Origin of the sequence: Micromonospora sp. NPDC049257 (genome assembly GCF_040678915.1) — a bacterium.
Taxonomy (GTDB): domain Bacteria; phylum Actinomycetota; class Actinomycetes; order Mycobacteriales; family Micromonosporaceae; genus Micromonospora; species Micromonospora antibiotica.
In genome coordinates this window covers 1-21,026 of sequence record NZ_JBFAQU010000040.1, presented here as the reverse complement: position 1 = coordinate 21,026, position 21,026 = coordinate 1, and the positions used below count along the sequence as shown (strand labels likewise).

Genomic DNA, 21,026 nt, shown 5'->3' with positions numbered 1-21,026 from the left:
CCACAGGGTGCCGCGTCGTTTTCGTCGGTGGGGTCGGCGACATCGGGTCGGCTGGTCGGCGAGGGCAGCCGAAAAGGAATTCGTCCTCTCGACTTCAGGCGTTTCCCCGTCGGTCATCCCCGGGCGGCGACGAAATCCAGGATCGACGCTCCGACATAGTCGATCATCTCGTCGGTGAGTGCCGGATAGACCCCCACCCAGAGGGTCTGCTCGGTGACGATGTCGCTGTTGGTCAGCTCGCCGACCACCCGGTAATGCTGGTTCAGGTAGGCCGGGTGCCGGGTCAGGTTGCCGGCGAACAGCTGCCGGGTGCCGATCCGCCGGTCCTCCAGGAACGCCACCAGCTCGGAGCGGGTGAACGGCGCCGCCGGGTCGACGGTGATGACGAACCCGAACCAACTCGGCTCGCTGTTCGGGGTGGCCTCGGGCAGCAGCAGGTGCGGCACCCCGTCGAGGCGCTCGCGCAGCCGACGCCAGTTGCGCCGCCGCAGCGCGGTGAACTCGTCCAGCTTGGCCAACTGGGTCAACCCCAACGCGGCCTGCAGGTCGGTCGCCTTCAGGTTGTAGCCGACGTGCGAGTAGATGTACTTGTGGTCGTAGCCCTGGGGGAGCGTGCCGAGCTGGTACTTGAACCGCTTCAGGCAGGTGTTCGACTCGCCCGGCGGACACCAGCAGTCCCGACCCCAGTCGCGCAGCGACTCGACGATCCGGGCCAACGCCAGGTTCGAGGTGAGCACGCAGCCACCCTCACCCATGGTCAGGTGGTGGGCCGGATAGAAACTCACCGTGGACAGGTCGCCGAACGTGCCGGTCAGCGCACCGTCGTAGGTGGAGCCCACCGCGTCACAGTTGTCCTCGACGAAGAACAGGTCGTGCGCGTCCGCCAGCTCCGCCATCTCCCGGGCCGGATACGGGTTGCCCAGCGTGTGGGCCAGGATGATCGCCCGGGTCTTCGGGCCGATCGCCGCGGCCACCCGCTCCACGCTGGTGTTGTAGGTGCCCAGATCGATGTCGACGAAGACCGGCACCAACCCGTTCTGCAGGATCGGGTTGACCGTGGTGGGGAACCCGGCGGCCACCGTGACCACCTCGTCGCCGGGGCGCAGCTGCCGGTCCTCCAGCAGGTCGGAGGTGAGCGCGCTCACCGCCAGCAGGTTCGCCGACGAGCCGGAGTTGGTCAGGTGCGCCTTGCGGCGGTGCATCTTGCGGGCGAACTCCGACTCGAACCTGCGGGCCAGCGGGCCGGCCGCGATCCGCATGTCCAGCGCGGCCTCCACCAGCGCCACCCGGTCCTCGGCGTCGAGCAGCGCCCCGGATGGCCAGATCTCGGTCACCCCCGGGATGAAGGGCTGGTTGGGCTGTGCGTCCTGGTGGAACTTACGGACCTCGTCGAGCAGCAGCGCTCTACGGTCACTCATGCCCGGACTCCTTCTCGTGATCGCGACAGGTGTGCGTACCGGCGGTGGGGCCGCGCCGGTCGCCGGTCGGGCCGGATGCCGGCGGGACCCGGCGGCCGTCGGCGCTCACCGCGGCCACCGGACGGCCGACCCGCCGGCCGGCGCGGCATCGGCGGTCTCCCGCCGGGCCAACCGCGTGAGCGCCCGGACGGTCTCGGCCGGGGACGGCTGTGCCGCGACCTCGTCGGCCACCGCACCGGCCGCGACCGCGAACCGGGACTGGCCCAGCACCAGCCCCGCCGCGTCGGCCACCCCGCGCGGGGTCGCCACGTCCAACCGGACGGCCAACCCCACCCCGGCGGCGGCGATCGCCTCCGCGTTGTCCAACGCGTCGTCGAACTTGGGCAGCACGAGCTGCGGACAACCCGCGGCCAGCGCGGTCAGGGCGGAACCCTGTCCGCCGTGGTGGATCAGCAACCGGCAGGTCGCCACCAGCTCCGACAGTGGAATCCGGCCCGCGTACCGGACCGCCGACGGCAGCGGTGGCAGCTGACGGGCGGCCTCGTCGTCGATGGCCAGGACCAGTTCGGCGTCGAGGGTCGCCAGCTCCTCGACCAGCCCGGTGAGCAGACCACCCATCCCGGCGTCGGTCAGGTGCGGCAGGACGGTCCCCATGGTCAGCCCGATCCGGGGCCGCGGCGGCGGGTCGAGCAGCCACTCCGGCACCCGGGCGGCACCGTTGTACGGCACCGGCCGCAACCCCAGGTGGGCCCGGGCGTGCGGCAGCCGCAGGCTCGGCGGCCACGGGTCGAGCACCAGATCGGCCCGGGGCAGCCGGGTCAACCCGAGCCGGTGCAGGTCACCCCGGAGCACCGTCTCGGCGGCGGCCCGGTACTCGACGAGTTCCGCGACACCCCAGTGCAGCTCGACGTACGGGACACCGGCGGCGCGGGCGGCCACCGGGCCGGCGTACTCGGAGCGCTCGGCGAGCACCAGGTCCGGTCGCCAGGACCGGACGGTCGCCAGGGTGCCGGCGAGGTTCCGCGACGCCATTGTCGCGAAGACCTCGCCGTGTCCGTAGGGGTCGTCCTCGATGCCGTGCGGCGAACCCGGCCGCACCAGCTCGCGGATGTCCATCCCCGGCCCGGCGGAGACCGCCGGCAGACCCGCCTGGGTCACGGTCGGCACGAAGTGCTCGGTGCAGGCGACCAGCACCTCGTGCCCCGCCGCCCGCAGCGCCCAGGCGAGCGGCACCAACGGGAATAGGTGGCCGTGCATCGGTGCGCTGGTGATCAGCACGCGCATCTGCGGCTCCGACGGCTCAGGGCGCCGCCGGAACTGCGCGGCGACGGATACCGGTAGTGACCATTACCAGTAGATCGTGGCAGAGGCCGGGAGGCCGGACACCTCCCAGCGTGCCGTCGTGCCCGCCGCCCGTACGACCACTGTGGACCGACGGTGGTCAGCCGGCCGGGCGGACCGTCACCACGCTCGGCAGCCCGTTGTCGGCCGCCGCCTCCAGCGGGGCGACCCGGGTGCCGGTCACCGCGATACCGTCCATCCGCACCACCGGGGCGAACCAGGCCAGTTCGGTGAGCCGGGCCACCGCCTGCTGGAACAACCCCGCCTGGGTGGTCGGCTCCGGCTCGGCGACCGCCCGCTGCAGCAACTGCTTCAACTGCGCGTCGTCGGTGGCGTACGGGTTGAACGGGTTGGCCACCGGCCGCATGAAGTCCAGTGAGGACAGGTAGGTCGGCAGGTTGCCGTAGCCGAACGCGGTGACCGGGAACTTGCGCGACATCACGTGCTCCAGCCACTGCGGCACCTGGGTGTCGGTGGTCAGCTCGACGGTCACCCCGATCTTCTTCCACTGCCCGGCCACCACCTGCGCGACGGCGGCGATGCCGGGGGTGTGCGCCTCGGCCTTCACGGTGAAGCCGTTCGGGTAACCCGCCTCGGTGAGCAGCGCCTTGGCCCGGTCCGGGTCGTACGGGTAGCGGTCGTCCAGGGCCGCCTGGTAGCCGTCGAAGCCGGGGGCGGCGATCTGGCTGGTCGGGTGCGCGAACTCGCCGAAGATGGTCTTGGCGATCGTGGCCCGGTCGATGGCGTGGTTCAACGCCTGGCGTACCCGCACGTCGCGCAGCGGCGCGGCGACGGTGCCGTCGCGGTCGGCGAGCACCATGCCGAGCACCGCCACGCTCGCCGTGATGTGCTTGAGCCCGGCGGCGACGACGGCCGGACCGGCGTCGGCGTTGAGCGCGGCGTAGTCGATCTGCCCCGCCTGGATGGCCTGCACGGTGGCGTTCGCGTCCGGCAGCACCCGGACCACGACCTTCTTCCAGTGCTGCCCCTCCTTGTTCCAGTACCGGGGGTTGGGCAGGTAGGTGTAGTGGTCGCCGGCCACCGTGCCGGCCGGGTCGAGCTGGTACGGGCCGGCCCCGAAGGTGCGCTGGGCGAGCTGGCCCGGATCGGTCAGCCCGGCGGGGGAGACCACCGAGCCGGACAGGATCGCCTGGCTGAACAGCTGCCGCATCACCGGGTTCGGGGCGCTGTTGGTGACCACCACCGTGGCGGCGTCGGGTGCGGTGACGCTGGTGATGGTGGCCGCCCAGGTCTTCGCCTTCGGGCTGACCGTCCGCATGTACTCCAGCGACTTGACCACCGCCGGGGCGTCCAGCGGGGTGCCGTCGGCGAAGGTCAGCCCCGGGCGCAGCTTGAGCTGGAAGACCTTGTTCTGCCGGTCGACGTAGCCGAACGACTCGGCCAGCTCCCCGGTGAACGTCCGGTCGGCGTTCATCCGGATCAGTGGGGCGTACGCCAGCGCCACCGTCGGAATGTTGTTCAGGTCGATGTTGGCCTTGTAGGGGTCCAGCGTCGGCGGGGCCGCCACCGCCATGGTCAGGACGGCGTCGTCGGCGCCGCCCCCCGGCTCGGCGGTGCCGGAACAGGCGGTCAGCGAGCCGACCGTGAGCAGCGCGGCGGCGACCAGGACTCGTACCTGGTGGACGCTTCGGCGCGGACGATGCGCGAACATGGCCATCCTTTCCCGGCGGACGCCGGTGTCGAGGGGGAGCAGGGTGTGTGGTCAGGAGGTCGGGTGCCGGTCGGCTGCCGGGTCGACCCCGAGGTCGGGGGCCGGACCGGCCGGGGGCGGCTGCCGGGCGAAGGCGGCCAGCGCGGCGCGGGCCCGGACGGGGTCCGGCACCGGCACGGCGGCCAACAGCGCACGGGTGTACGGGTGCGTGGGCCGCCGGTACACGGTCTCGGCGTCACCGGCCTCGACCACCCGTCCCCGGTGCAGCACCACCATCCGGTGCGACAGGTGCCGCACCACCGCCAGGTCGTGGGCGATGAACAGGTGACCGAAACCGAGCTCGGCCTGCAGATCGGCGAGCAGGTTGATGATCTGGGCGCGGACGGACAGGTCCAGCGCGGACACCGGCTCGTCGGTGACCAGCAGGCGGGGGCTGCCGACCAGGGCCCGCGCCAGGGCGATGCGCTGCCGCTGCCCACCGGAGAACTGCCCCGGATAGCGGTGCGCCGCCTCGGCCGGCAGGCCCACCCGGTGCAGCGCCTCGGCGACCAGCACCCGCCGCCGCGCCGGGTCGACGCCCCGCCGGTTGAGCAGCGGCTCGACCAGGCTGTCGCCGACCCGGCGGGCCGGGTTGAGCGAGCTGAACGGGTCCTGGAACACCAGCTGCACGTCGCCGCTGAGCGCCCGGCGCTGCCGCCGGCCGGCACGGGTGACGTCCACCCCGTCGATGAGGATCCGGCCGTCGGTCACCGGCGTCAGGCCCAGGACCGCGCGGGCGATCGTCGACTTGCCCGAACCGGACTCACCGACCAGCCCGACCGTCTCACCGGCGGCCACGGTCAGGCTCACCCCGTCCACCACCCGCGTCGCCGACCGTCGGTGTCCGAGGTCGACCACCAGGTCGTGCACCGCGAGCAACGGCCGCCCGCTCACGCCGCCGCCCGGTCCTCGTCCGGCCGTACGCAGCGCACGGCGTGGGCCGGGCCGAGCCGGTCCAGCGGCACCGGGGCGTGCCGGCAGGACTCGGTGGCCAGCGGGCAGCGCGGCGCGAACCGGCACCCCGTCGGCCACTGCCCGGGGGCGGGCACCGTGCCGGTGATCGTGGGCAGCCGGCCCGCGCGGGACGCCCGGTGCGGATCGGCCGCCAGCAACCCCCGGGTGTACGGGTGCCGGGGGCGGGCGAACAGCTCGGTCACCGGGCAGGACTCGACGACCTGACCGGCGTACATCACCACCGCCCGGTCACAGAGCGCCGCCACCACCCCCAGGTCGTGGGTCACCAGCAGCACGGCCAACCGCCGTTCCCGGCTGGTCCGGGCGAGCAGGGCCAGGATCTCGGCCTGCCGGGTCACGTCCAACGCGGTCGTCGGCTCGTCGGCGATCAGCAGCTCCGGGTCCCCGGCCAACGCGAACGCGATCGCCACCCGCTGGGCCATCCCGCCGGACAACTGGTGCGGATACCGTCGCGCGGCGGTATCCGGTTCGGGTAGGCCGACGTCGCGCAGCAGCGCCAGCACCCGGGCCCGGGCCGATCGTCGACCCAGCCCGGTGTGCCGGCGGACCGCCTCGGCGAGTTGCACGCCGACGCGCAGGGTCGGGTCCAGGCTCACCATCGGGTCCTGCGCGACGTAGCCGATCCGGCGGCCCCGCACCGTGCGCCACTGCCGGTCGCCGGCCCTGACCAGGTCGAGGCCGGCGAAGTGGCAGCTGCCGGTGAGCTGCCCGTCACCCGGGGGCAGCCCGAGGATGCTCAGCGCGGTGACCGTCTTGCCGCAGCCCGACTCGCCGACCAGTCCGACGATCTCCCCCGGACCGACGTCGAGGTCGACGTCGCTGACCACGGTGGTGCCGGTCCGCGCCCCCCGGCCGGGACCACCCGGGAGCTGGACCGACAGGCGGCGTACCGACAGCAACGTGTCGGCGTGGCCCGGCCGGCCGGCCGGCGGCGGTTCGACGGGGTGGGCGGGCGCGGACCCCACGGGGTGGGGCGGTGCGGACCCCGTGGGGTGGGTTCCGCGCCGGCCGGACCGCCGGCGTCGGCGGGCCAGTTTCGTCGTCGCCCAGGCGGCGGTCGCGCCGTCGCGGGCGGCGTCGCCGAGCAGCACGAAGGAGAGCACGGTCAACGCGACCGCCAGCCCCGGCGGAACCAGGGCCCACGGGTGGCGGACGATGACCATCCGGGCCTCGTCGATCATGCCGCCCCAGCTCGGCTCCGGCGGTGGGGGCCCGAACCCGAGGAAGGCCAGGCTCGCCTGCATCACCAGGGCGATCGCCGCGACCAGGGACGCCTGGACGATGACCAGGCCGCGCAGCCGGGGCAGCACGTGGCGGCGCAGGATCTGCGGCGTGGAGAGCCCGGCCAGCCGGGCCGCCGCGATGAACAGCTCCTCCCGGGTCGACCGGGTGGCGGCCCGGACCACCCGGATCAGGCCGGAGGAGAGCAGCAACCCGAAGGTCAGCATGGCGGTCGTGACGTCGCCCGGGAAGACGGCCACAACCACCAGCAGGATCACGATGGCCGGCAACGAGAACAGCAGGTCGGCCAGCCGGCCGACCAGCGCGTCGACGACCCCGCCGAGGTAGCCGGCGAGCAGGCCCAGACCCACCCCGACCACGGTGGCCGTCAGCACCGCCACCAGCACCCCCCACAGCGTGCCCGCCGCGCCGTATGCGAGCCGGCTGAGCAGGTCCTGGCCGAGGCGGTCGGTGCCCAGCGGGTGGGCGGCCGACGGCCCCCCCAGGGCGGCCGGCAGGTCCTGGTCGACCGGGTCCCGGCCGGTGACCAGCTCAGGGTGCAGGGCGCAGGCCAGCACCAGCAGCAGCCACAGCACGGCGAGCAGCACCAGCGGGCGGCGCAACACCCGCACCGCCACCGCCGCCGGCCGGCTCACCGGGCCCCCACCCGGGGGTCCAACCACGCCTGGGCGAGGTCGGCGAGCAGGCCGATCACCACGACGATCAGGGTGTAGCAGACCACCGCCCCCTGGAGGACCGGAATGTCGTGCTGGGCGGCGGCGAGCGCGGCCCCGGAGCCCAGGCCGGGCAGGCCGAAGATGTTCTCGATCAGCACGGTCGCGCCGAGCAGGCTGGCGGAGATCACTCCCAGCAGCGCGACCACCGGCACCGCGGCGGTGCGCAACGCGTGCCGGTAGACGATCGAGCGGATGGACAGGCCGTTGGCCTGCATCACCCGTACGAAGTCGCGGCTCAATACGTCCAACATGGAGTCGCGGGTCTGTTTGGCCACCGCGGTGACCGCCGCCAGCGACGTCGCGGCCACCGGCAACGCCAGCGACCGCAGCCACCCCACCGGGGACTCCCCGAAGGGGACGTAGCCGGTGGCCGGGAACAGCCGCCACCGCACCGCCAACCAGGTGATCAGCACCAGGGCCAGCCAGAATCCGGGTACGGCGAGACCCACCACGGAGGCCACGTCGACCAGCCGCCCGAACGGTCCACCCCGGACGGCGCTGAGCACGCCGAGGGCGGTGCCGACCACGCCGACGGTCAGCGTGGCCAGCAGGATCAGCGACAGCGTCGGGGCCAACCGGCTGGCGATCAGCGGGCCGACCGCGGTGCCGGTGCTCACCGACCGGCCCAGGTCACCGTGCACGGCGTCGACCAGCCAGCTGAGGTACTGCACGGTCAGCGGGCGGTCCAGCCCCATCTGCCGGTGCAGGGCCTCGACCTGTTCGGGCGGGGCCAGCGGGCCGAGCACCGTGCGGGCCGGGTCACCGGGCACCAGGGAGATCAGCAGGAAGCACAGGACCGACACGACGAACAGCAACGGCCCGGTCCAGGCCAGCCGGCGCAGGACTAGCCGGACCATGGCCACCGGTGGCCGTCCGCACCGGCACCCCGCCGGGTGTCGATCCCCCCTGTGGACGTACGGCCGGCCGGGTCGCCGACGTGGTCGAATCTGATGGCGTCACGCTCCAGCCGTCGGTGGTCAGGGTCGACCCACCGACGTCCGTGATCAGCGGCGCGTCAGGGGCCGTGTCCACGCTGGCAGAGCGGAGGCGCGGTTGTCTTCCGCAGACGTGCTCACCCGGTGGGTTTCCCGGGGCCGCCACCGGTGTGCGCCAGGACTGCCGGCACGAGCGTGTCCCACGTCGCCCGGGGCGGCATCTGGTGCCCCACCCCGGGCAGCGGCAGCAGCCGGGCGACCGGGAGTTCGTCGGCCAGCGCCTGCCCGTGCCCGTACGGGAAGAGCGGGTCCTCGGTGCCGTGCACCACCAGGGCCGGTACGGTGATCCCGCCCAGCGCGTCGCGGTACTCCGCCCCGCCGTCGATCGACCAGTGGTTGGCCAGGCTGGCCCGGATGTCGACGGTCCGCGCCACCGCCCGCGCCACGAGTTCCCGAAGCTCCGCCCCGGCCAGCGCGACGCTGCCGGTCAACGGTCGCTGACCGGTGGCGATGTGCTCCACGACGGAGTCCGGGTCGGCCCAGTCCGGGTCGGGGCGGGACTCGCCGAAGCTGGCCATCAGCGACTTCGACATCGGCGGCAGGTCGTCGTAGGGGCGCTCGCCGATCCGCAGGGCGGGACTGGTCGAACTCAACGTCAGCGAGGCGACCCGCTGTGGATGCTCCACGGCCAGCCGCTGCGCGATCGCGCCGCCCATCGAGATGCCCCACACGTGGGCGGCCCCCAGGTCGAGCTGCTCCACCAGGGCGGCGGCGTCGGCGACCAGGTCGTCGAAGTGGTAGTCGGGGGAGCCGGCCGGCCAGCCGGTGGACCGGCCGGTGTCCCGGTGGTCGTAGCGCACCACGTACCGGCCGCCGTCGGCGAGGCGCCGGCACAGCCCGTCGGCCCACCAGTCCATCGAGTTGGACGCCCCGCTGACCAGCAGCAGGGCCGGGTGCTCCGGCGAGCCGAAGGTGCCCACGCAGAGCCGCACGCCGTTGGCGGGGACGTGTCGTTCCGTCCCCGCCAACAGGTCCTCGTCGCCAACGGTCCGATGTGTACTCAAGACGGTCTCCTCATGCCTCGGACCACGCGCGGGAATTCCGCGACCACCGCCGGTCACCGTGCGGGATGATTATCCGCCCCGCCGCCTGAGCAAACCGCGTAAAACGCCGGCTATGCCACGAGATGTTCCAACGAGCGGAGCAACTCGTCGAGGTCGTCGGTGACCACGGTCCCGTCCCGCCAGCGGGCCAACGGGTCCGTCCGTACCGCCGCCCGCAGCCGCCCGGCCCGCTGCACCGTCGGCTCCGGGTCCGTCCCGTCCCCGGTGGCCCGGTGGGCCAGGGCCGCGTCGATCCGGTCCAACCGCGCCCCGGCCGTCTCCCACACCGCCTCCGCCGCCGTCACCACCTCGGCGATACCCCGGAACAGCTCGTCCATCCGGGCCACCGCCGCCGCGACCGTCAACTCCACCCGGCCGTCGTCGGTGATCCGCCGCCGCGCCAGCGGCGGAGGCGGGCCGGTGACCACCACCGACGCCTGGTCGAGCAGGGCACTGACCCGGGCCAGCTCCGCCCCCGAAGGCTGGCCGGGGCCGGCGAACGGCCCGACCACCTCGTCGACCACCGCCGAGTAGGCGTGGTAGACGGTCCACAACTGCGCCAGATCCGCCCGCGCGGCGGCCCACCGGCGGGCCGACTCCCCGGTCAGCTCGGCGGCGGCCAGCAGATGCCGGTCCAGGTGCCGTTCCAGGTCCACCAGATTGGCCTGGATGGCGTCCCGGTCGGTGACCGCCGCCGCCACCGCCGCCCCGGCCTGTGGCGGGGACAGCACGTCGACGGTGGCGGCTGCCAGCAGCGGAGCCCGCAGCAGCGCCGGTGGTCGCGGCGTCGACCGCCGTCGCCGGGCCAGCGCGGCGTCCACCAGGGCGGCCAGCGGCTGCTCGAACAGCCGGTGGCTGAGGGTGGCCAGCAGCACCGCACCGAGCAGGGTCACCGTCTCCAACTCCCAGAACCCGGCCGTGCCGTACAGCTCGCGGATCGGGCGGACGGCGCCGCTGAACACAGCCCCCGGCTGGAGGTAGAAGTGCATCACCGCGAAGTGCCACAGGTAGACGCCGTAGGAGACCTTGCCGAGATGGACCACCGGGCGGGCGGTCAGCACCGCGTCCACCATCCGGGTCCGGGCCGCGCCCGGCGACACCAGCGGCAGCGACGCGAACAACCCGAACAGGGCCACCATCAGGTACGTCATGAACAGGCCTCTGGTCGAGTAGATCGCGTCCATCCCGATCACACTGAACGGGCGGGCGCAGTTGACCAGGTAGACCGCGATCGCGGCGACCCAGAACAGCCCCGGGCGCAGCGCGGCGAACCGCAGCAGCCGGGGGGTGTCCCCGGGCGACACCTGCGACAACGCCAGCAGCACGGCCAAGCCGAGGCCGATGCCGATGGTCGGCGCGAACCCCTGCGGCCACCAGAACACCATCCGGTTGTCCCAGCCGTTGCCCTTGACGAAGAAGAGCCAACCGACACCGATGGCGATCAGCACCGGCACCGGCAGCAGCAGCCGTCGCGCCCGCGCCACCGGGGTCGCCCCCCGGGCGGCGAAGCGGTGGCTCGCCCAGGCGATCAGCGGCAGCGCCAGGTACCACTGCACCATGCTCGGCACCGTCCAGCTGACCTCCATCCCGTTGATGAAGTGCGGCGCGAACGGGCTCGGCGAGTAGATCTGCAACAGCAGCAGCGGGCGCAGCACGTACCAGGGGCCGTCGATGGCGTCCCGGTTCAACGCCACCAGCACCACCAGGTACATCAGGTAGTACGCCGGCAGCAGCCGCATCAGCCGGCGGACCATCGTCGCGCCCTGCGGCGGACGCGGCCGGCCCGCGATGATCGCCCGCGCCAGCGGCAGGTAGAGGTAGAGCGCGGGCAGGACGAAGAACACCCCGATGAACGAGGGCAGCCCGCTGACGAAGAACGCGCCGAGGAAGTTGCTCGGTGGTCGGGGCGTACCCAGCGCCTTGGTGCCCAACAGCCCGGAGAACATCGCCACGTGCACCGTCAGCAGTGCCAACGCCGCCAACCCGCGGATGCCGAAGATCGACGGGTCCCGGTCACCGCCCGCCCTGCCCGCGGTGGCCGAGGCCCCGCCGTCCCTGGTCGTCACGCTCATCTACTCGTCCTTTCGGTCCGGCCGGCGGTGCGCCGACCGGAAGCCGGCCGGGACCCACGGCACGCGGGATGGTCGTCGCCGGCGTCCTGCGGGCCGGAGGTCAGCGGATGACGGACCGCACGAACCGCAGCGTCGTGCGCACCTCGGGGCTCTCCGCCAGCTCCACCGCCCGCTTCAGCTCGGGCACCCGGTCGAGGACCAGGTCCCGCAGCCGGCGCAGCTCGGCGGAGTTGATGCTGAAGGTCGTGGTCCCGTCCTCGTTCTCGGTCACCTGCGGCACGTGTCCGCCTCCTCGTCTCGGCCGTCCGCGCGGTGCCGGTGCCGGTACCGCGCCGCCGGGGCCGCGACTGTCGGCGGCACCCGTCGTACCCGGTTCGAGGATGGAACCGCCGAGGTGGGGGGTCATCTCCGAGCGTGCTCAGCCCCGGCGGGTCGACCCCGCCGGCCGGCCCGCGCCGTGCCGACCGGCGGGGCCGCCGCAGCACCGGTGACCGTCCGCATTGGGCACGTTCGAGGACGTGCGGCACCCGCGTCCTCTGCTTCCATGGGCAGCACACCTGGCGAGCCGCACGCCCGGCGGTGTGCGCGGCGGGGCGCTTCCCGTCCCCGCCCCGCGTGGGCCGCCGACCGAGTTCAGGGAGGCACCGCAGATGGGCGACCACGTCGCAGCGAGCAGTACCGCGCGAAGCGGTGGGGTGACCGACCGGCTACGCGCCGTCTTCGGCGGTCGGCCGTCGGCCCCGGTGACGCCACGCATCCTGGGCGACCGGGCGGTGGTGGCCGGCGGCAGCATCGCCGGCACGCTGGCCGCCCGGGTGCTGTCCGACTGGTACCGCGAGGTCGTCGTCGTGGACCGCGACGAGGTGCTCGGGGTCACCGGCATGCGCAAGGGCGCGTCGCACGCCGTGCACGCGCACGGGCTGCACGCCCGGGGCTACCTGATCCTGTCCGACCTCTTCCCCGGCCTGCTCGACGACGCCAAGGAGTTGGGCCTGCCGGTACGCGACTTCGGGCTGATGCGCTGGTACTTCAACGCCCGCCCGATCGCCCGCACGGAGACCGGGCTGCTCTCCGTCGCCGGTAACCGGCCGGTGCTGGAGAACTACCTGCGCTCCCGGGTGGCCGGGCTGCCCAACGTGACCTACCGGCAGCACACCGACGTGCTGGGGCTGGTGGCCACCGGGGACCGGGGCCGGGTCACCGGAATCCGCATCCAGGAACGCACCCCGGGCAGCCCCGAGGAACGCCTCGACGCCGACCTGGTGGTCGACGCCACGGGCCGGGGGTCCCGGCTGCCCGTCTGGCTGACCGAGCTGGGCTACGAACGGCCGGTCGAGGAGCGGATGACGATCGGGCTGGCGTACACCACCCGCACCTACCGCAGACGGCCCGGCACCTTCGACGGGCCGGTGGCGATCAACCCGGTGGCCTCTCCCGAGCACCCCCGGGGGGCGTTCTTCGGGCAGACCGCCACCGGCGACTTCCGGCTCAGCCTCACCGGCATCCTCGGCGACCACCCGCCGACCGACCCGACGGGCTTCGAGGAGTACGTCCGGACCCTGCCGGTGGCCGACATCCACCAGGCGGTCCGCGACGCCGACCCGACCGGCGACGCGGTGTCGTTCACCTTCCCGGCCAGCGTCTGGCGGCACTACGAGCGGCTGTCCCGGTTCCCCGCCGGGCTGGCCGTGCTCGGCGACGCGGTGTGCAGCTTCAATCCGGTCTACGGCCAGGGGATGACCGCGGCAGCGATGCAGGTGACCGCGCTGCGCCGGTTCCTCGACCGGCAACCGGCCGCCGACGGCCGTTCCTACCTGCGGGACGTTGCACGGCTGATGCGCCACCCGTGGCAGCTGTCCACCCGCACCGACCTGGACTTCCCCGGGGTGGGGCCGCGGTCGCTGCCGATCCGGCTGCACAACGCCTATCTGGTCCGCCTCCAGTACGCGATGACCAAGGACCCGGAGGTCACCCGGGCGTACATGCGGGTCGCCGGGCTGGTCGACCCGCCGCGCACACTGTGGCGGCTGCCGCTGCTGGTGCGGGTGCTCCGCCTGGCCCGGGACATGCCGGCCACCTCCCCTGTCCCGCCACCCGCACCGGCGCCCGCACCGGGTCTCTCGCCCGCGCCGGTCCTGTCGGCCACGCCGGATTCCTCACCCAAGCCGGTCCTGTCGCCTCCGTCGGGTGGCCCGTCCATGCCGGTCCCGTCACCTGCGGCTGCCCCGGTGCCCTCGACGGGTGCCGCGTCGACGCCGCCGTCGGCCCCGTCGGCGACCGGGGTGGAGGACGGCCCGGTGGACGCCGGGCAACGGTCGGGGTCCTGACCGGCCCAGGGACAGCAGCCGGAGCCGGCGCGGGAACCGGCTCCGGCTGCGCCCTGCCCGCCCACCCCGACCGCCGCCGAGCTGCGTAGGACCGGATCGCCGCTTGAGCTGCCCGCCGAGACCCAGGACGACGACGAGTGCCGCAAGGCGGGCCAGGCGAGCCGGCCAGCCGGTGTGCCGGGAGGGCGTGGTGTGCCGGGAAGGTGTCATGCCTGGGCGTCATCGATGCGGCACTAGGTTTGGGGTGCGAGGACCTGCACAGGGGTGGGACGCCATGTTGTGGTGCCGTCACCGAGTTGGCGTTGGGCGTTGTAACCCCAGGCGGCCACCGTATAGTCAGGCTGTAGAGCCAGACTATGGGCTGTGCCAGCCGCGATGGATCTGACCCCGCTCAGGAACCGGTCGCAGGGAGCAGCCTCCCCCACAGCGCAGACCCGAGTGGCCTGGAGGCGGGTGTCCCATGTGCCGTTGCCGAGTTGGCCATAACCGTTGAACCCCCAGCCCAGGACGCCACCGCTACTCAGCTGCGCCATGCTGTGCGACGCGCCGACCGTGATGTGCCGGATTCCGTACAGGAAGCGGTGGCAGGGAGCGATCTCTCCCATCGCACACACCCGCACGGGAATGGCCCGGTTGACGACGGTGCCGTCACCAAGCTGATTGACATAGTTCGCGCCCCAACCGACAGGGCCACCGTCACCCCGCAGCGACATGCTATGAAGTTCGCCACCTGCTATGGCTTTCACCGCGTACAGAAATTGGTCGCAGGGCGCGACCTGTCCCACCGCGCATACCCGTACCGGGGTGGTGCGGCCGACGGTGGTGCCGTCACCAAGCTGACCTTCGTAGTTCCGACCCCAGGCCACGGCCAGGGCGTTACCCACCACCGCCAGGCTGTGACCCCAGCCGGCCGCGATGGATCTGACTCCGCTCAGGAACTTGCCACAGGGTGCGACCTGCCCCACCGCACATACCCGTACCGGAGTGGTGCGGTTGGTCCAGGTGCCGTCGCCAAGCTGCCCAGAACTGTTGTGGCCCCAGGCGACGACCGTGTGGTCCCTGAGCAAGGCGAGGTTGTCGTTCCGGTTGGCGGCGATAGCGATCACGCCGGTGAGGGACCTGGAGCAGGGGGCGCTCTGGCCGACGGCGCACACTCGTACCGCAGTGGTGCGGCGGGCGTTGGTGCCGTCGCCAAGCTGCCCGAAAAAGTTCTCGCCCCAGGTGACGACGGTGCCGTCCGAGAGCAGGGCGATGCTGTGCGCGTCGCCGGCGGCGATGGCTCTCACGCCGCCGAGTTTCGCTGGAACCTGTTGCGTCCCGGGGTTGGGTGGCATCGCGAAGGCGACTGCACGGCCGGCCGTTGCGCCGAGAGCATCACCGATCATCAGGACCACGGCCAGCGCCACCACCGTGGCGAGGAATTCCGACCGCCGGCGATGGGCGGACGTTGCGGCTGGCGTAGGATGAAAATCATTTCCTGTGCCCATCTGCTCTCCTTCCCGAGGCAGCTTTTGGATTCGATGCAGTCCGATCGCAAGAGCCGGTCAGCCGTGCGACAGAGAAGGTCTACGCTCTTCCCGAGGTCCGAAAGAGGCCGGGAGCGACAACGGTGCGAGTCGAGGGAACGCGACCGAGATTCAGCTTGTCGACCCGGGGGCGCTGCCCGGGTTTGATGGAAATATAAGTCAAGGCAGCATGATCAGCGAATAGGCTTCCTGAACGAGTTAAGTACTCACAAGTAGGCGGGACTCGCCGGTGCGCGAAGTCGACCACGGCGCGTGCGTCGCGCGTATCGAGCCATTTCATCCTGCGTAGCGGTTGGTTTCGACGTGGTGCAGGACGAGGACGGCTTGCCCACACGAGTCGGCCGGCGGCGTCCGCGATGACCTGCACGTTCACGCCGTGGCGTTTGTGCTTGCCGCTGTAGTAGGGCCTCGAAGCCGGCCGCGAGTCGGTGGAGGTGTCACCGTTACGCAGATGGGCCAGAGCCAGCAGCGCCTGCCGGCCCGGCTCAAGGCGCCGCCGCCGGGATCGGCGCTGTCTACGGTGGCCGCGGATCCGTTCGGCCAGGTAGTTCAGGGCGCGGCTGGACAACGGAATCGCGGCGGGGTAGGACAGCATGGCGAGACCCCCGGTCGGGGCTTCGAGTCTTGGTCGACAGCTGTCCTGAGCCGGGGCCGGAGCCAGGGCCAGGGCCGGGCCGGAGCCAGGGCCAAAGCCGGGGCCGGGCCGGAGCCAGGGCCGGAGGATCAGGTGCCGGGGGTCGGAGCCGGGGCAGATGTGCGGGTCGAAGCCGGGGCACCGAGGGCTTGGGCGAGGGCTGGGGTCAGCTGGTCGGGTCCGGCACGTCCGGGACACCGGCCAGTGCCGGGCCGTAGCGGCGGGCCGCGGTCAGGGCCGCCCAGGCGGTGAGCGTCACCAGGGCGTCGTCGCCGGGGTGGTGCGCCCGGAAGTCCGCCACCACGGCGTCGGTGACCTGATAGGAGGCGAACGCGGTGAGCAGGGCGAGTCGTCCCGCCGGGCGCTCCACCGGGGACAGACCGGCGACGACGTCCTCCACCCAGGGGCGGGCGCTGATGCCGGTCGGACCGTCCTTCGGGTCGGCGCAGCGGGCGGCGACCAGCTCCCGTACCCCGGCGGGGACGACCTGCCGGCCGCCGTCCTCGATCGCGGCGTAACCACGGGCCAGCGCCTCGGCGAGCACCGTCGGACCGGCCCAGACCAGGTCGGCCGGGCGTGGGGCGGCCGGGAGCAACGCCACCGCCGCCCCCGGCGGGCAGGGCCGGCGGGCCAGCGCCCCCATCACCCGGGCCGCCGTCCGCTGCACGACACCCCGGGCCACCGACGGGGTCTCGGGCAGCGGGGAGTCCCGCAGGAACACGTTGACCATCCGGTTCAGGTAGTGGAAGACCACCGCCACGCCGACCAGCTCCGGCAGCTGGTCCGGGGGTGCCGGCGGCGGCCCGGCCGGGCCGTGCGGGGACGGCCGCCGGGCCCAACGGGCCAACGGCCCCCACGGCCCGTCGTCGAGCCCCGCCACCGCCGGGCCGGCCCCGCCGCCACCGGGCAGCAGCCCGACCAGGGCCGCCCCGTGCACGTCGACGCAGTACGGGCAGCGGTTCGCCGCGGAGACCGCCGCCGCCACCGCCTCCTTCGCCGGCCGGCCGGCCGGACCGGTGGCCACCAGGGTCTCCCGCAGCATCGTCCAGCTCGCCGCCAGCACCTCCGGGGCGGGGGAGTGCAGCGCCACCGGTGGCGCCAACATGCCGAAGTCCCGCTCGACCTGCCCGTACACCTGGGCGACGAGGCCGTCCGCCCGATGGGGGGCGACCGGGCGGACGTGCCGGACGTGGGCGAGCACGGTGCGCCGGGTGGCGCGGGCCAACAGGGTCGCCACGGTCATCCCCTTCCAGGTCGGGGCGGTCCCCCGGCCGGATGCCGGGGGACCGTGGTCGGGTCAGCGGGCCTGGAGCACGGCGCGGCGGCCGGCGGTCGCGCCGTCCGGCGCGGGAGCGCCGTAGGTGACCGCGACCCCACGTTCCCGGGCGGCCCGGACGATGCCGGGGACGGCCCGTTCGGCCAGCGCGCTGATCGTCAGGGCCGGGTTGACGGTGAGGGCGCCGGGCACCGCAGACCCGTCGGTGACGAAGATGCCCGGGTGCCCGCGCAGTTCGTGCCGGTCGTCCAGGGCCGACGTCGCCGGGTCGTCACCGATGCGGCACGACGCCAGCGGGTGCACGGTGTACGCGCCCACCAGGTCGTTGGTCCACGGCATCACCTTCGCCAGGCCGTCGCGTTCGACGATGTCCTTGACGTCGGCGTCGGACAGGTTCCAGCCCCGCCACGTGTTGGCGGTGGGCTGGTAGCGCAGCGGGCCGTGCCCCAGCATCTGCTGGGAGAAGCGGTGCGCGTTGCCGGTCTCCGGCGGCGGCCCGAACACGCCCTCGTTGTCGTCCTCGGACATGGTGAAGACGGTCAGCCACGACTTGAAGTGCCGCATCAGCTCCTTCTTCTCCACCCCGAACCAGCTCGGGCCGGTCGCGTCGGGCACCTGGGCGAGGATGGTGCCCAGGCCGGGCGGGAAGTAGAGCTGCTCCAACGAGTACCGCTCGTACTCGGGCAGGCTGGCGTCGAGCTTGTCCCAGCTGGCCACCGTCGGCCCCCGGCCGATCTGGTACGCCTCGTAGGCGACCCCGTCGCCCCGGTCCAGGCCCAGTACCTCACGGACCCGGTCCTCGTCGAACACGGCGGTGTTGAGCCGTTCCCCGTTGCCGGAGAAGTAGCGGCCGACCGCCGACGGCATCTTGCCCAGCGTCGGCTCGGAGCGTTGCAGGATGACCGGGGTCGCCCCGGCGCCGGCCGCGACGATGACGATCTTCGCGTCGATGGTGCCGGCGTCGTGCAGGACGCGGTAGTCCTCGTCGTCGACGACCCGGTAGTGCACCCGGTAGCCGCCGTCGTCGGTGCGCGACAGGTGCTGCACCTCGTGCAGCGGCCGGATCGTCGCCCCGTGGGCCAGCGCCGCCGGTAGGTAGTTCAGCAGCAGCGACCGTTTGGCGTCGAACCGGCAGCCGGCCATCATCCAGTTGCAGTTGGTGCACTTGTCCAGGTCGATCGCCGACGGCACCGGGTTGGCGGTGCGACCCGCGTGGGCGCAGGCCGCCGCCCACAGCCCGCCGGGGTACGGCACCTGGTCCCAGCTCTGGCCGGTGACCGGCAGGGCCTCGACCACCCGGTCGTACCACGGGTCCAGGGTGTCCCGGTTGATCGCGGCCGGCCACATCCGCCGGCCGATCGAGCCCTGGCGTTCGAAGACGAACCGGGGCGCCCGGGGCATGGTGGCGAAGTAGACGACGCTGCCGCCGCCCACGCAGTTGCCGCTGAGCACGCTCATCCCGTCCCCGACGACGAAGTCGAACGCCCGGGTGTACGACGAACCCAGCTCGAAGTCGTGGTCGAAGTCCTGACCGGACAGCCACGGCCCGCGCTCCAGGATCACCACCTTCGCGCCCCCGGCGGCCAGGTGGTAGGCGGTGATCGCGCCACCGAAACCACTGCCGATGATCAGGACGTCGGTCTTCTCGGTGCTGCTCATGCCGGGCTCCCGGTGGGGGTGGTGTCGGGGTGCAGGGGGGCCAGGGGACGGCCGTAGGAGTAGTTCGGGTAGCGCCACAACCCGTCGGCGTCCGGCCGGTGGTAGCCGATGTGCAGCAGGCCGGGGTGCCCGTCGGCGAGCGCCGCCACGGTCGGTAGGTGCGCCGCGCTGTCGAAGGCCATGTTGCTGAACAGCGCCAGGCCCACCCACATCTGCTTCTCCGGGTGCTCCGGGTCGGTCAGCCGGCGGACCAGCTCGGTGCGGTGTGCGAACGGCAGGGCCACGAACGCCGGCAGCGCCGGGTCCAGGGCGATCCCCTGCTCGGCGGCGTACTCGCCGGCGTGCATGTCGAGGGTGAGGGCCAGCCCGTCGAGCGAGTCGGCCAGGCCGCCGGCCGGCAACTCCAGCAGCTCCACCGCCCCGGCGGCGACCGCACCGCCACCGGGGGCGGCGCCGGCCACGGCCTGGTCGTCCGGGCTTCTCTTCTCGCCCGGAACAATGGTGTCGGCAAAGGCCTCGATGGTCATAGTCCGCGAGTTGTCTGCGTCGGTGGTACTGGACTGCACGGCGACGCCTCCTGTCCGGTGCGAAATTGTTCCGGGCGGTTCCGGGGAAACTCTTTCTCCGCGTACACGACGGGTCGCGCGAATGTCGGTGCCGGCCGGTCGGCGGTGGAATCCGGGCACCGCCCCGCGCGATTCCGCTGCCGCACATCGTGCACGCATCGGGCGCACCGAAACACCTTCCGAAGTGCGGTGGGTGCCGTGACCCGACGCCGGTACGGCCGGCACCCCCCGGTGACCCGCCACCGACGGTCCGGTCCACCCCGCCGTGCACCGTCCGGGTGGACACCTGCGCACGTCGGGAGAAGCGGGGAAACGGGTGCGGCCCGGACGATGAGTGCACCCGTGACCGGCGTGCGCCCCGAGGTGCCCCGGCGGGTCCCGACCGTTGCCGACTCCGGCGTTGCCCAGGGAGATGCCCATGCCGACCACCCTTGGTTCGATCCGCAGGCTGCTGCTCACCCCGTCGTTGGCCGAGGTGAGCTTCGCCCGACGCGGCTTCCCCGTCGAGGAGTCGGCGGTCACCCGGCGGTTGGAGGCCATCCCGCAGACGGTGATCTGCGGGTTCGAGTGGGCGATCGACGCCCGCGACCAGTGGGAGGTGGAGCGTCGCCTGGAACTGGTCGACGTCGAGTTGCGCGGGTTCGCCTACGAGGGGGCGACGATGGCCTGCACGGTGCGTGACGCGATGGCCGGCGGACGTGGCCACCGGGCCCGGGACCTGCTGCGGGGCCGGGCCGAGCGGCACACCTTCCTCACCTACATCGGGATCGGCTTCGCGATGGCCCGGTTGCCCCGCCCGCTGTGGCGGCGGGTCCTGCCCGACCTGACCGGCATGCGGTACTACCCGACGATGAGCTGGCTGGCCGTCGACGGGTACGGCTTCGACCGGGCCTACTTCGACACCGACCGTTGGGTGGGTGGGCAGTACCGTCCGTCGCCGTACCCCTGGCAGGGGCACCCCGACTACTTCGCGCGCGCCTGCGACCAGGGCGTCGGCCGGGCGCTGTGGTTCATCCACGGTGCGCAGCCGACCCAGGTGGCGGCGGCGGTGCAGCGGTTCGACCGGTCCCGGCAGGCCGACCTGTGGAGCGGCGTCGGACTGGCGGCCACCTTCGCCGGTGGCTGCGACGCGGAGGGGTTGGCCCTGCTGGCCCGGCTCAGCGGCGTCGACCGCCCGCACCTCGGCCAGGGCGCGGTGTTCGCCGCGAAGGCCCGCGACTACTCGGGTCACATCCCCGGGCACACCGGGGTGGCGCTGCACGCCCTCGCCGGGATGACGGTGGAGCACGCCTCCGTGTTGGCCGACGAGGTCGCGGTGGACTCCGCCGCCGGGCCGGCCCTGCCGGCGTACGAGCTGTGGCGGGCCCGGGTGCGCGACCGGGTGCCGGTCGCCGACCCGGCGACCCCGGCCTGATCCGGTCGGTGCGCAGTCGGCGGCCCCCGTCCCGGCTATCCACGCACCGAGACGGCACCCGACGTCGTCGTCGACTGCTCCGCGCCCGCGGCGTTGACCGGCGTCGCCGAA

Annotated in this window: 15 protein-coding genes and 1 pseudogene; 2 read left to right on the top strand and 14 right to left on the bottom strand. The window is 73.2% G+C overall.

Translation table 11 applies throughout. The features are described 5' to 3' along the window. Positions 1 to 113: 113 nt before the first annotated feature. The 9 genes from rfbH to AB0K25_RS30455 all read right to left on the bottom strand — a co-directional run bounded on the left by rfbH (position 114) and on the right by AB0K25_RS30455 (position 11,793). Positions 114 to 1,418, bottom strand: coding sequence for a lipopolysaccharide biosynthesis protein RfbH (gene rfbH, locus AB0K25_RS30495; protein WP_208566643.1), 1,305 nt, complete (start codon positions 1,416 to 1,418; stop codon positions 114 to 116). 105 nt (positions 1,419 to 1,523) lie between these two features. Further along, positions 1,524 to 2,702, bottom strand: coding sequence for a nucleotide disphospho-sugar-binding domain-containing protein (locus tag AB0K25_RS30490; protein WP_363823879.1), 1,179 nt, complete (start codon positions 2,700 to 2,702; stop codon positions 1,524 to 1,526). A gap of 157 nt (positions 2,703 to 2,859) precedes the next feature. Then, positions 2,860 to 4,431: an ABC transporter substrate-binding protein gene (locus AB0K25_RS30485; RefSeq protein WP_219462660.1), complete on the bottom strand. Its 1,572-nt coding sequence runs from the start codon at positions 4,429 to 4,431 to the stop codon at positions 2,860 to 2,862. Between the two features lie 51 nt (positions 4,432 to 4,482). Beyond that, the gene (locus AB0K25_RS30480; RefSeq protein WP_363823877.1) at positions 4,483 to 5,364 is read right to left on the bottom strand and encodes an ATP-binding cassette domain-containing protein; all 882 of its coding nucleotides are present in this window, start codon (positions 5,362 to 5,364) and stop codon (positions 4,483 to 4,485) included. After that, positions 5,361 to 7,322, bottom strand: coding sequence for a dipeptide/oligopeptide/nickel ABC transporter permease/ATP-binding protein (locus AB0K25_RS30475; RefSeq protein WP_363823875.1), 1,962 nt, complete (start codon positions 7,320 to 7,322; stop codon positions 5,361 to 5,363). The genes AB0K25_RS30480 and AB0K25_RS30475 overlap by 4 nt, the downstream gene beginning before the upstream one ends. Continuing rightward, positions 7,319 to 8,260 carry an ABC transporter permease gene (locus tag AB0K25_RS30470; RefSeq protein WP_219462654.1) on the bottom strand — a complete coding sequence of 314 codons (942 nt, stop codon included), beginning with the start codon at positions 8,258 to 8,260 and terminating at the stop codon, positions 7,319 to 7,321. Before AB0K25_RS30470 ends, AB0K25_RS30475 begins: the two co-directional genes overlap by 4 nt. Positions 8,261 to 8,475: 215 nt before the next feature. Continuing rightward, on the bottom strand, positions 8,476 to 9,402 hold the full coding sequence (locus tag AB0K25_RS30465; RefSeq protein ID WP_363823873.1) for an alpha/beta fold hydrolase: 927 nt from the start codon (positions 9,400 to 9,402) through the stop codon (positions 8,476 to 8,478). 110 nt (positions 9,403 to 9,512) lie between these two features. Then, positions 9,513 to 11,513 (bottom strand): acyltransferase, encoded by a 2,001-nt coding sequence (locus AB0K25_RS30460; protein ID WP_363823871.1) that lies wholly within the window; start codon positions 11,511 to 11,513, stop codon positions 9,513 to 9,515. Between the two features lie 100 nt (positions 11,514 to 11,613). After that, complete coding sequence (locus AB0K25_RS30455) at positions 11,614 to 11,793, bottom strand: hypothetical protein (RefSeq protein ID WP_204960481.1); 180 nt, start codon at positions 11,791 to 11,793, stop codon at positions 11,614 to 11,616. 370 nt (positions 11,794 to 12,163) lie between these two features. Here AB0K25_RS30455 and AB0K25_RS30450 point away from each other — a divergent pair, with 370 nt between their 5' ends. Continuing rightward, positions 12,164 to 13,840, top strand: a complete 1,677-nt coding sequence (locus tag AB0K25_RS30450; protein ID WP_357534400.1) for an FAD-dependent monooxygenase — start codon at positions 12,164 to 12,166, stop codon at positions 13,838 to 13,840. A gap of 233 nt (positions 13,841 to 14,073) precedes the next feature. On the opposite strand, the gene AB0K25_RS30445 is transcribed toward AB0K25_RS30450, so the two are convergent. The 5 genes and pseudogenes from AB0K25_RS30445 to AB0K25_RS30425 all read right to left on the bottom strand — a co-directional run bounded on the left by AB0K25_RS30445 (position 14,074) and on the right by AB0K25_RS30425 (position 19,501). Then, positions 14,074 to 15,327 carry a hypothetical protein gene (locus AB0K25_RS30445; RefSeq protein ID WP_363823869.1) on the bottom strand — a complete coding sequence of 418 codons (1,254 nt, stop codon included), beginning with the start codon at positions 15,325 to 15,327 and terminating at the stop codon, positions 14,074 to 14,076. A gap of 361 nt (positions 15,328 to 15,688) precedes the next feature. After that, a pseudogene (locus AB0K25_RS30440) lies at positions 15,689 to 15,961 on the bottom strand (IS5/IS1182 family transposase); the annotation flags it as partial. Positions 15,962 to 16,166: 205 nt separating this feature from the next. After that, the gene (locus AB0K25_RS30435) at positions 16,167 to 17,237 is read right to left on the bottom strand and encodes a carboxymuconolactone decarboxylase family protein (RefSeq protein ID WP_308290783.1); all 1,071 of its coding nucleotides are present in this window, start codon (positions 17,235 to 17,237) and stop codon (positions 16,167 to 16,169) included. 60 nt (positions 17,238 to 17,297) lie between these two features. After that, complete coding sequence (locus AB0K25_RS30430; RefSeq protein WP_219462644.1) at positions 17,298 to 18,935, bottom strand: GMC family oxidoreductase; 1,638 nt, start codon at positions 18,933 to 18,935, stop codon at positions 17,298 to 17,300. Beyond that, positions 18,932 to 19,501 carry a DUF5987 family protein gene (locus AB0K25_RS30425; RefSeq protein WP_219462643.1) on the bottom strand — a complete coding sequence of 190 codons (570 nt, stop codon included), beginning with the start codon at positions 19,499 to 19,501 and terminating at the stop codon, positions 18,932 to 18,934. The genes AB0K25_RS30430 and AB0K25_RS30425 overlap by 4 nt, the downstream gene beginning before the upstream one ends. Before the next feature lie 418 nt (positions 19,502 to 19,919). Here AB0K25_RS30425 and AB0K25_RS30420 point away from each other — a divergent pair, with 418 nt between their 5' ends. Further along, positions 19,920 to 20,915, top strand: a complete 996-nt coding sequence (locus tag AB0K25_RS30420) for a DUF1702 family protein (protein WP_357534407.1) — start codon at positions 19,920 to 19,922, stop codon at positions 20,913 to 20,915. Positions 20,916 to 21,026 lie beyond the last annotated feature (111 nt).

Bases quoted from the DNA above. Each gene is read 5' to 3' on its own strand.
- AB0K25_RS30430 (WP_219462644.1), bottom strand. From the start codon at position 18,935: ATGAGCAGCACCGAGAAGACCGACGTCCTGATCATCGGCAGTGGTTTC.
- AB0K25_RS30460 (WP_363823871.1), bottom strand. From the start codon at position 11,513: ATGAGCGTGACGACCAGGGACGGCGGGGCCTCGGCCACCGCGGGCAGG.
- AB0K25_RS30420 (WP_357534407.1), top strand. From the start codon at position 19,920: ATGCCGACCACCCTTGGTTCGATCCGCAGGCTGCTGCTCACCCCGTCG.
- AB0K25_RS30470 (WP_219462654.1), bottom strand. From the start codon at position 8,260: ATGGTCCGGCTAGTCCTGCGCCGGCTGGCCTGGACCGGGCCGTTGCTG.
- AB0K25_RS30485 (WP_219462660.1), bottom strand. From the start codon at position 4,431: ATGTTCGCGCATCGTCCGCGCCGAAGCGTCCACCAGGTACGAGTCCTG.
- AB0K25_RS30450 (WP_357534400.1), top strand. From the start codon at position 12,164: ATGGGCGACCACGTCGCAGCGAGCAGTACCGCGCGAAGCGGTGGGGTG.
- AB0K25_RS30490 (WP_363823879.1), bottom strand. From the start codon at position 2,702: ATGCGCGTGCTGATCACCAGCGCACCGATGCACGGCCACCTATTCCCG.
- AB0K25_RS30445 (WP_363823869.1), bottom strand. From the start codon at position 15,327: ATGGGCACAGGAAATGATTTTCATCCTACGCCAGCCGCAACGTCCGCC.
- rfbH (WP_208566643.1), bottom strand. From the start codon at position 1,418: ATGAGTGACCGTAGAGCGCTGCTGCTCGACGAGGTCCGTAAGTTCCAC.